This is a genomic window from Umezawaea beigongshangensis (genome assembly GCF_016464305.1).
Lineage (GTDB): Bacteria > Actinomycetota > Actinomycetes > Mycobacteriales > Pseudonocardiaceae > Umezawaea_A > Umezawaea_A beigongshangensis.
This window is the reverse complement of the sequence record NZ_JAEIOJ010000008.1, coordinates 195,142-209,206: the sequence shown is the minus strand read 5'-3', so window position 1 is coordinate 209,206 and position 14,065 is coordinate 195,142. Positions and strand designations below refer to the sequence as shown.

Here is a 14,065-nt window from a genome sequence, read left to right as displayed (position 1 = left end):
GGAACCGGACGCTCAGCTCGACGGCACCAGCCGGTAGCCGACGCTGTGCACGTTCTCGATCGTCGGGCCGCGAGAGCCCCGCAGCTTGTGACGCAGCTGCGCGACGCAGTTGCGCACGAGCTTCCGGGAACCCTGGAAGTCCTGCCCCCACACGAAGGCCAGCAGCTCGGCGCTGGTGACCACGCGGCCGTGGTGGTGGGTCAGGTAGCTGAGCGTGCGGAACTGGATGTCGGAGAGCTGTACCGGCTGGTCGTGGACCTGCACCCGGTGCGTCGTGGTGTGCAGGACGAGACCCGGAACGGCCGTGGCGGAGCCGGGGTGGAACGAAGTGGTGATCATGCTCTGTCCGTCTGGTGTCGTACCGCCGGGGAGAAGGCGTGCGGGTGATCGCGCTGCGCGACCACGCCGTGCGAGGAGAACACTACTGGGCCGAAAGAGTGCACATCCTTGCGGCGGACCCCCGCTGTGAACTACGGGCAGTGTCTCGTGTCGGTTCTGTCGACCGTCCGATCACCCTCCGCTGCCCGCGCCCGACCTTTGGTCTATTGACCGGCCGCCCGGCCCGGCAGTCAGATGTTGTTGGACTGTGCGCGGACGTGGAGGTTCGTGGTGCGTTGGTTTCGGTTGCTGCTTCCGATCGTGTTGCTCTCGTCGACGGCCGTGGGATTCGGCGCACCGGTGGCCGGTGCCGCGCCGGACGTCTACGCCTACCTCGACGACCCCCGGATGACCGGTGAGGGGCAGCAGGCGCCGCACGCCGAACTGCGGCCCTACGCCGACGAGGCCGCCGCCGCGCGCCGCGAGGAGGCCACGCCGTACACGCGCAGCCTCGACGGCGGCTGGAAGATCGACGTGTCCGACCGCCCGCAGGACGTGCCGGCCGGGTTCTACGCCGAGGACTTCGACGTCACCGGCTGGCGCGAGGTGTCCGTGCCGCACACCTGGCAGACCGACGGGCTCGACCACCCGGTGTTCCGCAACGTGCCCACCGAGATCCACCCGGACGACCCGCCGCGCGTGCCCCGCGACGTCAACCCCACCGCCGCCTACGTGCGCTCGTTCGACCTGCCGGTCGACTGGGAGCAGCGGTCCACGCTGCTGCGCTTCGAGGGCGTGACCTCCGGCTACTTCGTCTGGGTCAACGGGACGTACGTGGGCTACGACCAGGGCGGCTACACCCCGGCGGAGTTCGACGTCTCCGGCGCGCTGCACCCCGGCGGCAACCGGATCGCCGTGCAGGTGCACCGCTGGGGCTCGGGGTCGTACCTGGAGGACTACGACCAGTGGCGCTACGCGGGCATCTTCCGCTCGGTGTGGCTGTACTCCACCCCCGCCGCCGGGGTCCGCGACGTCGCCGTCACCACCGACCTCGACGACACCCGCACCGACGCCGTGCTGCGCGCCGACGTGTCCCTCGCCCGCACCGGCGCCGCCCCGGCCGGACGCCACACCGTCACCGGCAGCGTGCGCGACGCGGCGGGCCGCGAGGTGGCCCGCGCCGCGGTGAGCGCCGACCTGACCGGCGCCGCGGCCGACGTGCCGCTGGAGATCCCCGTGCGCGCCCCGGCGAAGTGGTCCGACGAGACGCCGGACCTGTACTCGCTGGTGCTGACGCTCGCCGGACCCGACGGTCGCACCACCCACATCACCAGCGAGGCCGTCGGCTTCCGCGAGATCGCCGTCGTCGGCGAGCAGCTGCTGATCAACGGCGAGCGAGTCCTGTTCAAGGGCGTCAACCGCGCCGAGACCGACCCCGACGGGGGACGGCACGTGCCGCGTTCGCGCCAGGAGCAGGACGTCGCGCTGATGAAGCAGCTCAACGTCAACGCCGTGCGCACGTCGCACTACCCGTCCGACCCGCACTTCTACGACCTCGCCGACAGCAGGGGCCTGTGGATCGCCGACGAGGTCGACGTCGAGACGCACAACCACGAGAACTGCCCGACGGACTGCCTCGCCGAACGGCCCGAGTGGCGCGACGCCTACCTCGACCGGTTCGTCGCGATGGTCGAGCGGGACAAGAACCACCCCAGCGTGTTCCTGTGGGACACCGGCAACGAGGCCGGGCTCGGCGCGCACCACGTCGCGATGGCCGACTGGGCGCGGGCCAACGACCCGAGCAGGCCGCTGTACCACCAGTCCAACTGGCCGGACGGGGACGCGCCCCACGCCGACGTGTGGGGGCCGCGCTACCCGTCGCCGGAGAGGCTCGCCGAGCAGGCGGCGACCACGACCAAGCCGGTGATCCTCGGCGAGTACGCCCACGCGATGGGCAACAGCCTCGGCAACTTCCGCGAGTTCTGGGAGGTGATCCGGGCCAACCCGAACCTCCAGGGCGGCTTCGTCTGGGACTGGGCCGAGCAGAACATCACCCAGCGCGTGCGCGTCACCCCGGACACCTCGCCGACCGGTGTGCTCGCCACGCTGTCCGGGGCGCCGGAGGTCGTGGACGGGCACCGCGGGAAGGCGCTGGAGCTCTCCGGCCTGGACGACTTCGTGGAGGTCTACCGCGACCGCGCGCTCGACATCACCGGCACCGGGCTCACCCTCGACGCGTGGGTCAGGCCGGCGAGACCGTGGACCGGCGACTTCACGATCATCGCCAAGGGCGACCACCAGTACGCGCTGAAGATGAAGACGGAGAACACCCTGGAGTTCTTCGTGCACAGCGGGACGTGGCGCGTCGTGCACGCGACGGTGCCCGCCGACTTCTACGAGAACTGGCACCGCGTCACCGGCACCTACGACGGCACCGCCCTGCGCCTGTACCTCGACGGCGTCGAGGTCGGCAGCACCCCGTTCACCGGCGCGATCGACGCCTCCTCCCACCCGGTGAACGTCGGCCGCAACCCGGAGACCATGCAGGACCAGTACGCCGGGCGCATGGCGCACGGCGCGATCGACGACGTCCGCGTCTACGACGAGGGCCTCACCCCCGAGCGGCTCGCCGCCGACCCCGTGGCGGACGCGGTGCTCGCGCTCGACCTCGACCGGATCGAGGACCGCGGCGAGCACCTGTCCCACGGCGAGAGCCTGTCCGGAGTGGACGGTCTGATCCGCGCGGACCGCACGCTGCAACCCGAGACGGCCCAGCTCGCCTGGACGCACCAGCCGCTGCGCTTCTCCTACGCCGACGGCACGCTGTCCGTCCTGAACGAGCGCAGCTTCGCCGGGACCGACGGCCTGCGGCTGCGCTGGCGGGTCGTCGAGGGCGCGCGAACCCTGGACGAGGACGTACGACCGCTCTCGATCGCGCCCGGCGGCACCACGACGCTGCGCCCGCGCGTCCCGGCCAACCCGCGCGACACCGAGCGCTGGCTCACCGTCGAGGCCGTCACCACCTCCGCGACCCCGTCGCTGCCCGCCGGTCACGTCCTCGCGCACGACCAGTTCTCCCTCGGCGGGACCCGCGTGCCCGGCGGGGAGGCACCCGACGCGCGTGGCCGGGTGTCGCTCACCGACGGCGGCGACACCACCACCGCGTCGGGCCGCGACTTCAGCTACACCCTCGACGAGCGGACCGGCACGCTGCGGTCGATGCGGGTGCGCGGCACCGAGCTGCTGGCGAGCGGACCGGAGCTGGACGCGTGGCGCGCGCCGATCAGCAACGAGACCTACGACTGGGGCCGCGCCGAGGGCGAGGACTGGCGGCGTGCCGGGCTCGACCGGCTGGAGACGACCGTGCACGCGGTGACCTCCCGGTCCGACGGCGCGGACGCGGTGATCGAGGTGCGCAGCACCGTCGCCGCCCCCGACCGGCCCACCGCCTCGTTCGAGCAGGTCATGACCTACCGGATCGACGCGGCCGGGACGATCCGGCTCGCCCACCACGTCGGTCCGCGGGGCGACGTGCGCACCCTGCCGTACCTGCCCGGGATCGGCGTGCGGCTCGCCGTGCCCGACGACTTCCAGCGGTTCGCCTGGTACGGGCGCGAGCAGGAGAGCTACGTCGACCGCAGGGACGGCACGCCGGTCGGCGTCTTCTCCAGCACCGTCGACGAGCAGTACGTCGCCTACGACCGGCCGCAGGACAACGGCAACCACACCGACTCCCGGTGGGCACTGCTCACCGACGGCCGCACCGGCGGCCTGCTGGTGTCCGGAGCGCCCGACGTGAGGGTCAGCGCCCACGACGACCTCGACCGGGCCGAGCACGACTTCCAGCTCCGGCGCAACGACGGCTGGGTGACGCTGCACGCCGACCACGCCGTCACGGGCGTCGGCGACACCCCGAACCCGGTGCGCGAGCGGTACCGGGTCGCGGCGGACGCCGACGTGGACCGGGAACTGGTGATCCGCCCGCTCAGCCGCGAGGAGGTGCGGACCGGCCTGCCCCGCGGCGCGGGCTGAGCACGGGCGGGGAGAGCAGCCAGCGCGCCGTGCGCTGGAGCAGCACCCGGCGCGTCGCGTCGCGGTAGGACTCGACGTCGTGCCCCAGCGCGTCGTACCCGACCCGCGCGCCGCCCGTCTCCCGCACCCACAGCAGCGGCTCGGCCGTGCCGTTCAGGTCGTGGTGCGCCAGCACGCGCACGTCCGGCGTCACCTCCAGACCGCTGTAGCGCTCGTCGTGCGGTGAGAAGTCCGGCACCCCCGCGGTGATCGGGTGCTCACCCGTTCGCACCGACACCGCGAACCGGCCGATCGGCGGGTGCCACGACACGTCCGGCACCCAGCGCCCGCCCAGCGCCCGCGACCACTCCGGCACGTCGGCGAACGCGGCGGACGCCGTGTGCACCCCCAGCACGGGACCACCGGCGGACAGGTGTGCGACGAGCGCCCGGCGGAACTCGTGCCACTCCGGACCGGCCTCGCCGAGCCGGTGCACCGGGACGCCGCCGCCGGCGTTGACCACGAGCAGGTCGTCCGGAGCGAGGTCCCGCAGCGCCTCCGGCCGGTCGCCGCGCACCCGCGCCTCGACGCCGCAGTCCGCCAGCGCCTCCGCGATCTGCTGCGAGGTCGCCGGGAAGTCGTGGTACGGGTCGGAGTAGCGGGAGTGCCCGCAGAGGACCAGCGCTCGCCCGTCACCCGACACGGACGGAAACCCTAGCGGTCCCGCTCGGGTTCACGCGGCGCGGCCGGGACGCCGGCGAACCCGGCGACGAGGAGGTCGAGCCGCTCCTCCTGCCCGTCCGCGGGGATGCGGCCGCCGTCGGACAGGACGGCCATGCCGTGCAACGCGCTCCAGACGACCTCGGCGAACAGTTCGCGCCGCTCGTCGTCCCGGTGGAAGCAGCGGACGAACTCGTCGAAGGCGGCCCGCAGCGGAGGCGGCGTCTCGGCGTGCGCGAACGCCAGGTCGGTGGGCAGGACGAACATGGCCTGGTACAGCGCGGGGCGCTCGGCCGCGAACGCCAGGTAGGCGCGGCAGACGGCGCGCAGGGCTCCTCCGGGCGCGGGGGCGTCCTGCCGCGCGCGGCGCAGGTGGGCGGCGAGTTCGCCGAACCCGTCCAGCGCGACGGCGCCGACGATGGCGTCCTTGCCGTTGAAGTGGCTGTAGAGCACCGGCTGGCTGTACTCGACGCGTTCGGCCAGCCGCCGGGTCGTGACCGCCTCCCAGCCCTCGGTCTCCGCGAGTTCGCGCGCGGCCGTGACGATCAGGCGGTGGCGGTGGGCGCGGTCGCGTTCACGGCGCTCGCTGAGGGCTGACACGACCTCAGCATAGCAACGCTAGACATCCTGCCGGAGATAGAATACCGTCGCTAGTACTACTAGCGCTGCTAGCAAGCGGCGCGGTCAGCAGAAGAGGGAAGTGACTCGTGCTCGTCACCGCAGCCAGCGTGCTCGCCGGACTGATCGGCTTGGGAATCATCGTCATCGGCGTGCGCGCACTCCGGTCGCCGCGGGCCGCGATCGGCTTCGGCATCCCCGACACGCCGACCGAGGACCGCACCTTCCACGCCTGGCTGTCCGTCAAGGCCGTGCGCGACATCGCCTCGGGGATCTTCGTCTTCGTCCTGCTGGCCGGAGCGACCCCGCACCTGCTGGGCTGGTTCATGCTGGCCGCCGCGGGCATCCCCGCCGGCGACGCGCTGATCGTGTTGCGCAGCCACGGGCCGAAGTCGGCCGCCTACGGCATCCACGGGGCCACCGCCGCGGTGGCGCTGGTGAGCAGCGTGCTCCTGCTCGTCTCGTGACCGCGGGCTAGCGGAGCAGGCCGACCGGGACGTGGTGGAAGCGGCGCCCGCTCGCGACGGGCAGCACCTCGGTGATCGCCGTCTCCCACTCGCGGGTGGAGCAGCCGATCAACTGGTCGATCCCGTGGTGGTCCGTGGGACAGGGGTCGTCGTCCGGGGCGCCGTCGACCTCCCGGTGGTCGACGAGGTGCTCGTCGACCGGCCGGTCCTCGGCGGGCGCCGCGCGCAGCGTGCCCGTGCACGTGGTCCACGGGTCGGCCAGCTGCGTGCCCAGCGCCCGCACCGGCAGGGGACGCGAGCGCGTCAGGGTCGTGGACACGGCCGGGGTGACCTCCACGAACGGGTAGGAGTCGTGCAGCACGGCCAGCCGGCGGGCCAGCCGGCGGCCCGCCTCGCTCAGCTCCGCGTCCGACAGCGCGGGCCGCACGAGGAGGAACTCCGTCTTCGACAGTCGCACCGCGCGGTCGACCGGCCGCAGGTCCTCGCGCAGCAGGTCGGCGATGTTGATCTCGGTGTGCACGCACACCCGCGACCCGTGCTGCTCCTCCAGGTCGGCCAGCTCCTCGATCCGGGCGAAGACCAGCCCCAGCGGGAGGGTGCCCGGCGCGGACGTGCCGAGCCACGAGTCCATCGCCTCCGGGGTGTGCAACCCGGTCAGCGGGTCGCGGAGGTGCCCGCGCTCGTCGTCGACCTGCTCCCGCAGCCGCAGCAGATCACCGCGCTGCCGGTCCAGCCGCCCCGTCACGTGCCGCAGCGCGGCCTCCGCGCGCAGCTCCGTCTGGATCGCGGCCGGGCCGGTGACCCGCCGCAGCACCTCGTCGACCGCCGCCCGCGTGGAGGGGGCCAGCCGGTCGCCCAGCGTGTCGCGCAGCCGCACCACCTCGGCGTACGCCTCGTCGCGCCGGAAGCCCCAGCGGCCGTGGAACAGCCGGGACGCCTCGATCGAGCCGCCCGCGTCGCCGACGTCCTCCAGGTCCTGCGCCACGACCGTCGCACCGAACGCCGGCGTGAGCACGACCACCGACCACTCGCGGGCCAGCGCCTCGTCCTCCCGCAGCACCACCGGCACCACGCCGTGCGGCAGGTCGGACCGGTCCCCGTCGACCAGGCCGACCACGGTCGTCGTGGCCAGCTCCGCGATCCGCGCGTACACCTCGCGCTCCCGTTCGAAGTACGGCAACCGCTGGAACATCGCGATCACGACGGAGGGCTCGCCGCGCAGACCGGCCAGCGCGGCGCGCTCGACGGCGTGGGAGACGATCACCAGGGCGCGCTTGGTCAGCAGTCCCGCTCGTGGCGGCGAGTGTCGCGTGTTCATCCAGGGAACTCCAGGTGACGTGGGCGACGCGTCCGACCGGACGTCCGCACCCGCCGGGCTGAACCGCGGCCGGTGCGGATCACCGACGATCGACGGTGTGAGACGGAGCGACGGTCACCGGTGACACGTCAGGGTGAGAGGTGGTGCGGGAGCTCAGCCGCGGTGGACCCGCCGGGTGGTCGCCGCGCCGCCGGCCACGACGAGCAGCAGGACGACGAGGCTCCAGCGACGCTTGTCGTCGCTGCGGAGGAAGAACGGCAGCTCGATCACCTCGTCGCGCTCGACCGCCTTGCGCTGCCGGGTGACGGGGGCACTGCGCTGCGGCTGCGGCGCGGCGACCTGTTCGGCGTTCCGGAGCACGAGAGGGGTGGGAGGCGGGACGACGGCGGGGGCCGGTGCGGGCGGCGGCGGTTGCTCGCCGCGGGGCACCACCACCGGTGCGAGCGGCGGCCCGACCGCGGGTCTCGCCGCGACCGGGGACGTCGTGGTCGCCGGTGGTGCGGTCGTCGTCGGCTGCGTCGTCGTCGGCGGCGTGGTGGGTGGCGGCGTGGTGGGTGGCGTCGTCGTGGGCCGGGCGGACGTGGTCGTGGTGGGAGGTCTGGGGTCCGTGCAGTCCACGGCGTTCTCCCGGACCACGGCGTGCACGCCGTCGGGGCCCGTCCGCAGCACGGTGACCCTGCCGTCGTCGTCGCGGTGGACGAGCCGCAGCGCGCCGTCCCCGTGCTGTCCGCCGTGGCCGGGGCCCACGAGCGTCATCCGGCCCCCGGTGAACTCCAGGTGCATCGCGGAGCTGTCCAGCTGGAGCACCTCCGCGCACGCCCCGGCGGCTGCCGCGGCGGGAGCGGTCCCGGTCAGCGGCGCGACCGTCAGCAACAGCGCCGCCACGGGTGGCACGGCGGCGGCGGAGCGCCTCACCCGAGCCGGTCCAGGGCTGAGGTGAACGCCTCGGGGCCGATGGACGCGCCACCGCCGAACGGGTTCTGCAACTGCTGGATGGCGAAGATCAGCATGGTGATCGCCGCCGCGAGCACGGAGACGATGACGACGTGGCTGCGCACCCTGGGGCCGCCCAGCATCATCGGCAGCGCCAGCGACAGGACGCTGCCGATGACCAGCGCGAACCACATCACGGTGCTCACCCCGTCGCCGGCGGAGGCGTTGAGCCGCTGCTGACGCGCCTCGTAGACGCTCCAGAGCTGGTCGGCCGCCTCGGTGCGCCGCTCCTCCTGCCACGCGGTCGAGGCGTCGGCGCCGTCGACGGTGGTGCGCAGGGTCGCCAGCGTCGACCACGCGGAGTCGTCGACGGCGTCGACGTCGTCTCCGGCGGCCATCACCGGCCACTCGCGCTGCACGACGGTCGTCGCGTAGTCGCGGGCCAGCTCCCTGATCTCCTCGCGCGCCGGGTCGGGCAGCGCCTCGGCCGCCCAGGTCAGCGCGACCAGCCCGTCGGCCTCCTGGTAGGCGCTGTCCGAGGCGGTGTTCACGCCGTCGAACAGTCCGATGAGGACGAACGCGATCAGCACGGCGTGCAGGCCGCCGACGATCGTGAACACCATCCCGGCGGCCTCGTTGTTCTCCGCGCGTCCGGTGGCGGTGCCGAACCTGCGGACGGTGTAGGCGACGGCGGCCGTGACGAGGGCCGCGCCGACGACCCACAGCGTTCCGGCGAGGTAGATGTTCATGCGGACCCTCTGGTGAGCACTGACGGACACGGACCGGCCGTGTCCGGAACTGGTCGGATTCCCGCTCGGCGCGACGGTGTGAGGTGCTGCGCCGCGGCAAACGTACGAGCAGCCGACCGATATTCACAAACGCGTCGCGAGCGGTGCACGGGAACCATCTTGACCATTGGCCAACTAATGCCGACCTTTTTCACCCGACCGAGAAACCGCAGGTGACTGTCCGTGATTGCAACGCGGATGAATGTGCAAGTCGACATGATCAAACACGCCGAGCGTCATTCCTCAGGGTGGTTTTTTCCTCTTTCGAGAAGGTGAGGGTCCGGAGCGGTCGGAGATCAGGCCGCGGGCGTCGAGCGGCGAGCGCGGACCGCCCGGCGCAGCAGGCCCGCCGACGCGCCGCCCGCGAGGACGACCACCACCCACTGCCACGAGGTCCGGTCCACCAGAGCGCACACCGCGTGCACGACGGCCACGGCCGCGAACACCAGCGCCAGCGCGACGACGATCCGGGAACGACCGTCTCCGCGGCCGGGGGTCTGCTCTTCCACGCCCACCTTGTCGGTGCGCGCGCCGCCCGGCGTTACTCCTGTCTCAGCTGGCGCAGGAGATCGCACCGCGCGCGGTGGCGATCGGGTCGACGACGGCCGCGCGCACCTCGTGGTCGAGGTGGACGGACCCGGTCACGACGCGTCCCGGTCCTCGGCGGGACCGCGGGCCCACTCCTCGGGGGCGGACCACGCCGTGAGCCCGAGGCCGCTGGTGAACCGGTGGTGCTCGCCGCTCACCGGGTCGGTGAACTCCAGCACCCGCGCGAGCAGCTGCAACGGCCGGGTGAAGTCGTCGAGCGGCTTCTCGGTGAGCAGCGGGTAGAAGTCGTCGCCGAGGATCGGCACGCCCAGGCCGCTCATGTGCAGCCGCAGCTGGTGGGTGCGCCCGGTGCGCGGCAGCAGCCGGTAGCGGCCCAGGCCGTCGCGGTGCTCCAGCAGTTCGACGAGCGTCTCGGCGTTGGGCTCGCCGGCCACCTCCTGCGCCGTGATCACCCCGCGCTCCTTGACGATGCGGCTGCGCACCACGCGCGGCAGCTCCAGCGCGGGGTCGTGCGGCGCTACGGCCTCGTACTCCTTGTGCACCAGGCGGTCCCGGAACATCGTCTGGTACGCGCCGCGCAGCTCGCGGCGCACGACGAACATCACCAGCCCCGCCGTGACCCGGTCCAGCCGGTGCGCCGGGCTGAGGTCGGGCAGGCCCAGCTCCTGACGCAGCCGCACCAGCGCCGTCTGCACGACGTGCTTGCCCCGCGGGATGGTCGCGAGGAAGTGCGGCTTGTCCACCACCAGGAGGTTCTCGTCGCGGTGCACCACGCGCACGTCGAACGGGACCGGGAACTCCTCCGGCAGGTCCCGGTGGAACCAGATCACCGAGTTGGGCACGAACGGCGCGTCCGGCGCGAGCGGGCCGTCGGCGTCGACGATCCGCTCCTCGCGCAGCATCGCGTCGATGCGGTCCGGGGCCGCCCGCGGCAACCGCTCCACGAGGTGGTCGCGCAGGGTGGCCCACGTGCCCTCGGCGGGCATCCGCAGCCGAGCGGGGTCGAGTCCGTGCCGCTGCGGCAGCGGTGGCCTGAGCTTGCGTCTCATCGCGGGGGAGCCTAGTCGCCGCGCTGCCGCGTTCGCCCGCTCGACATCAGACGAATTGCGGTTACCACGGGGCCTCCGCGTCGTTACCGTCGACGTCCGTCGACACCCGTCGACGGACGAACGGGGGGTTCTGATGACACCTTCTCCTTCCAGAACGAGCAGCGTCAGGGCGGTGGCCGCGCTCGGGGTGGGCGCGGCGGTGATCTTCGGACTGAACGCGCCGGTCGCGTCCGCGCAGGAGAACGTGCTGCGCGCCGACCGCGCGGTGGCGCGGTCCTGCTTCCAGGAGGTGCTGCCCGCGACGGCGGCGGGCGTGGACCGGCGCGAGGTCACCTCCTCGGTCGACGGCCTGGTGCAGGCGCGGCTGACCGATCACGAGGGCGCCCCGGGCGACTGGGACGTGGCGGTGTTCGACAAGGCCACCGGCGAGCTGGTCGCGGCGTCCGCCGCGCTGGCCAACCGGGAGTTCGCGGAGAGCTTCGTGCGCGAGGGCCAGCAGCTCGTGGTCCAGGGCTGCCGCTACGGCGGCGGCGCGCGCAGCGTCGTGCTGGGCGTGGACTTCCTCGCGATCGACCGTCAGGGCGGGCCCACCGAGCGCGCGGAGCTGGTGCGGGTGTCCACCGCGAGCCAGCAGGACAAGTCGACGCTCCTGGGCCTCGGCCTGGACGTGACGGAGAAGGCCGACGCGACCGGCGTCGAGGTCGTGCTCGCCGGTGAGGAGGACCGCCGGACGCTGCGCGAGAGCGGGTTCACCTTCGAGGTGCTGAACCCCGACCTGTCGGCCACGTCGCGCGCCAACGCCGCGGAGGACCGGGAGTACGCCGCCAGGACGGCGAGCACCGGCCTGCCGTCCGGCCGGACGAGCTACCGCCACCTGTGGGACTACGAGTACGAGGTGAAGGAGCTCGCGCGCACGAACCCGAGGATCGCGCGCGCCGTGACGCTGCCGCACCCGACGATCGAGGGCAAGGACGTCGTCGCCCTGGAGATCGCCCAGAACGTCGGCAACACCGCCGACGGAAAGCCCGTCAACCTCACCCTGGCCCTGCACCACGCGCGCGAGTGGCCCGCGGCGGAGCACGCGATGGAGTGGGCGTACGAGCTGGTCCGGGGCTACGCGAAGGACGCGGAGATCCGCGGCCTGGTCGACCGGACGCGCAACGTCGTCGTGCCGGTGGTGAACCCCGACGGCTTCACCATCTCCCGCGAGGCCGAACCGCGCGGCGACTTCTCCCGGTTCGACTACGAGATGAAGCGCAAGAACTGCCGGGTCGAGGACTCGCCGCCGGAGCTGCGCACGGGCGTGTGCAGCGCGAACCCGGCCGGTCGTGAGCGCGGCACGGACCTCAACCGCAACTACGGCGGCTTCTGGGGCGGCTCCGGCGCGTCGCCGAACTGGCGCAGCGACACCTTCCGCGGGTCGGCCCCGTTCTCCGAGCCGGAGACCCGCAACGTCCGTTCGATCGTGTCCGACCGCCAGGTGACGAACCTGCTGACCCTGCACACCTACTCGAACCTGGTGCTGCGCGTGCCGGGCGTGCTGGACGTGCGTCCCCCGCTGGAGGAGGCGGCCAGCAAGGCGCTGGGAGACGCGATGGCGTCCCGCAACGGCTACACCAGCCAGCCGTCGTGGGCGCTGTACGACACCACGGGCACCACCGAGGACTGGTCGTTCTGGGCGACCGGCGGTCTCGGCTACACGCTGGAGATCGGCCCGAGCGAGTTCCACCCGCCGTTCGCGGAGGGGGTCGTGGCCGAGTACCTGGGCCAGGCGCCCGCGGCGGGCGCGGGCAAGGGCGGCAACCGCGGCGCGTTCCTGGAGATGCTGAAGAACGCGGCCGACCCGTCTGCGCACTCCACGCTGGTGGGCACCGCCCCCGCCGGGCACACGCTGAAGCTGCACAAGACGTTCCAGACCCCGACCTCGCCGGTGCTGCAGCCCGACGGCTCGACGACCCCGCCGATCTACGTGCGGGACGACCTGAACTCGACCCTGGGCACGACCGGTGGCCGGTTCGCGTGGGCGGTCAACGCCTCGACCCGGCCCTACGTCGCCGGTCGCCTCGGGCGCGATCCGCAGGCGCCGCCGCAGGTGGGCACGACCCTCGCCAACCCGGAGGGCGTCCCGGCGATCAACACGAACTACCCGGCCGACTCGACCGCCGAGGCGATCCCGTTCCGCATCGCCGGACTCCCGGACGCGGACAACGGGAAGGCGGCCGTCTCGATCAGGTGGGGCTCCGTCGACACCGACTGGGACCTCTACGTCGTCGACTCGACCGGCGCGGTCGTCGCCTCGTCGGCCACCGGCGGGACGAACTCGGAGACGGCGGTCATGCACGACCCGCCCGCCGGGGACTACACGGCGCTGGTCGTGAACTTCGCGCAGGCCGACCCGAACGCCGTGGACGACTGGAGCGCCGGCCGGGTGGACTTCGCCTCGCCGACGCCCACCACGTACGGGCCGAAGGAGGCGTACCAGCTGACCTGCACCAACCGGAAGGGCAAGCTGGTGGGCGTGACCGACGTGTACGTCGACCGCGGGCAGACCGTGGACGTGGGCTCGGTGTGCACCAGCTCCGCGCGCGACACCAAGAGGCGCGGCAGGTAGCTCCTCCCGAGCACGACGGGCCCGTCCTCCGCTCTGCGGGGGGGCGGGCCCGTCAGCGTCGGGAGGTGTCGGTGGCCAGCCCCGCGCGCACGCAGGCGTGCACGGCGCGGGCGAGCGCCGACCCGACCGGCGAGCGCGGCCCGCCGTAGCGCTCGACCGGGCCGCCGGTCGGGCAGAGCAGGACGACGGCGTCGGTGACCGTGCCGGTGCCCGGCACCCCGGCCTCGCCCAGCGCCTGCGCCTTGGCCTCCGCCGCGGTGGCGACGGCGTTGACCAGCGCGGCGTCGGAGAGCCGCACGGGCAGGACGCACACCGCGTTGACGGTGCCCACCGCGGGGACGGACCGGGGAGGTTCGGGGGAGGCGGCCCAGATCGGGTGCGCGCCGATGCCGGTCGTGACCCAGGCGCGCACGCCGTCGTCGGTGACGTGCACGGCGGTGCGGACGTCCACGGCGGTCAGCAGTCCGGTCCCGCCGTCGGGCAGGCCGAGCGCGTCGGCCAGCTCCCGCACGTGCTCGTCGGGGTCGTCGCGGTCGTAGAGGTGGTCGACGGTCGCGTTGAGCGCCCACGCGCGGTGGCCGATGCCGCCGCCGTGCGGGCCGGAGGAGATCGCGAGCAGCGGCGCGGGCGGGCGCCACAGCAGCAGGGGCGTGCCGTCGGCGGTGCGCAGCTCGGGGTGCACG

12 protein-coding genes are annotated in these 14,065 nt (G+C 73.3%); 3 read left to right on the top strand and 9 right to left on the bottom strand.

The genetic code is table 11. The features are described from left to right. Positions 1–12 precede the first annotated feature (12 nt). Positions 13–339, bottom strand: a complete 327-nt coding sequence (locus IMZ35_RS20700) for a winged helix-turn-helix domain-containing protein (RefSeq protein WP_199442782.1) — start codon at positions 337–339, stop codon at positions 13–15. Between the two features lie 321 nt (positions 340–660). Here IMZ35_RS20700 and IMZ35_RS20695 point away from each other — a divergent pair, with 321 nt between their 5' ends. After that, complete coding sequence (locus IMZ35_RS20695) at positions 661–4,350, top strand: glycoside hydrolase family 2 TIM barrel-domain containing protein (RefSeq protein WP_307868498.1); 3,690 nt, start codon at positions 661–663, stop codon at positions 4,348–4,350. Here the strand turns inward: IMZ35_RS20695 and IMZ35_RS20690 are convergent. Together IMZ35_RS20690 and IMZ35_RS20685 are read right to left on the bottom strand one after the other, a co-directional pair. Beyond that, the gene (locus tag IMZ35_RS20690; RefSeq protein ID WP_199442780.1) at positions 4,304–5,032 is read right to left on the bottom strand and encodes a ThuA domain-containing protein; all 729 of its coding nucleotides are present in this window, start codon (positions 5,030–5,032) and stop codon (positions 4,304–4,306) included. The two genes, IMZ35_RS20695 and IMZ35_RS20690, sit on opposite strands and share 47 nt — an antisense overlap. An 11-nt stretch (positions 5,033–5,043) precedes the next feature. Continuing rightward, positions 5,044–5,649, bottom strand: a complete 606-nt coding sequence (locus IMZ35_RS20685) for a TetR/AcrR family transcriptional regulator (RefSeq protein ID WP_199442779.1) — start codon at positions 5,647–5,649, stop codon at positions 5,044–5,046. A gap of 107 nt (positions 5,650–5,756) precedes the next feature. On the opposite strand from IMZ35_RS20685, the gene IMZ35_RS20680 reads away from it, so the two are divergent. Then, positions 5,757–6,134, top strand: coding sequence for a DUF4267 domain-containing protein (locus IMZ35_RS20680; RefSeq protein WP_199442778.1), 378 nt, complete (start codon positions 5,757–5,759; stop codon positions 6,132–6,134). A gap of 7 nt (positions 6,135–6,141) precedes the next feature. Here the strand turns inward: IMZ35_RS20680 and IMZ35_RS20675 are convergent, their stop codons facing one another. The 5 genes from IMZ35_RS20675 to IMZ35_RS20655 all read right to left on the bottom strand — a co-directional run bounded on the left by IMZ35_RS20675 (position 6,142) and on the right by IMZ35_RS20655 (position 10,771). Beyond that, positions 6,142–7,452 (bottom strand): DICT sensory domain-containing protein, encoded by a 1,311-nt coding sequence (locus IMZ35_RS20675; RefSeq protein WP_199442777.1) that lies wholly within the window; start codon positions 7,450–7,452, stop codon positions 6,142–6,144. Positions 7,453–7,605: 153 nt separating this feature from the next. Beyond that, positions 7,606–8,367 (bottom strand): hypothetical protein, encoded by a 762-nt coding sequence (locus IMZ35_RS20670; RefSeq protein ID WP_199442776.1) that lies wholly within the window; start codon positions 8,365–8,367, stop codon positions 7,606–7,608. Next, on the bottom strand, positions 8,364–9,134 hold the full coding sequence (locus IMZ35_RS20665) for a bestrophin-like domain (protein ID WP_199442775.1): 771 nt from the start codon (positions 9,132–9,134) through the stop codon (positions 8,364–8,366). The genes IMZ35_RS20670 and IMZ35_RS20665 overlap by 4 nt, the downstream gene beginning before the upstream one ends. A gap of 335 nt (positions 9,135–9,469) precedes the next feature. After that, the gene (locus tag IMZ35_RS20660; RefSeq protein WP_199442774.1) at positions 9,470–9,682 is read right to left on the bottom strand and encodes a hypothetical protein; all 213 of its coding nucleotides are present in this window, start codon (positions 9,680–9,682) and stop codon (positions 9,470–9,472) included. 132 nt (positions 9,683–9,814) lie between these two features. Beyond that, entirely contained in the window at positions 9,815–10,771 is a 957-nt protein-coding gene (locus tag IMZ35_RS20655; RefSeq protein WP_199442773.1) for an RluA family pseudouridine synthase, read from the bottom strand. Positions 10,772–10,904: 133 nt separating this feature from the next. Here IMZ35_RS20655 and IMZ35_RS20650 point away from each other — a divergent pair, with 133 nt between their 5' ends. Beyond that, positions 10,905–13,382 (top strand): M14 family zinc carboxypeptidase, encoded by a 2,478-nt coding sequence (locus tag IMZ35_RS20650; RefSeq protein ID WP_199442772.1) that lies wholly within the window; start codon positions 10,905–10,907, stop codon positions 13,380–13,382. Positions 13,383–13,434: 52 nt separating this feature from the next. Here the strand turns inward: IMZ35_RS20650 and IMZ35_RS20645 are convergent, their stop codons facing one another. Beyond that, positions 13,435–14,064: an adenosylcobinamide amidohydrolase gene (locus IMZ35_RS20645; RefSeq protein ID WP_199442771.1), complete on the bottom strand. Its 630-nt coding sequence runs from the start codon at positions 14,062–14,064 to the stop codon at positions 13,435–13,437. Between the last annotated feature and the right edge of the window lies 1 nt (position 14,065).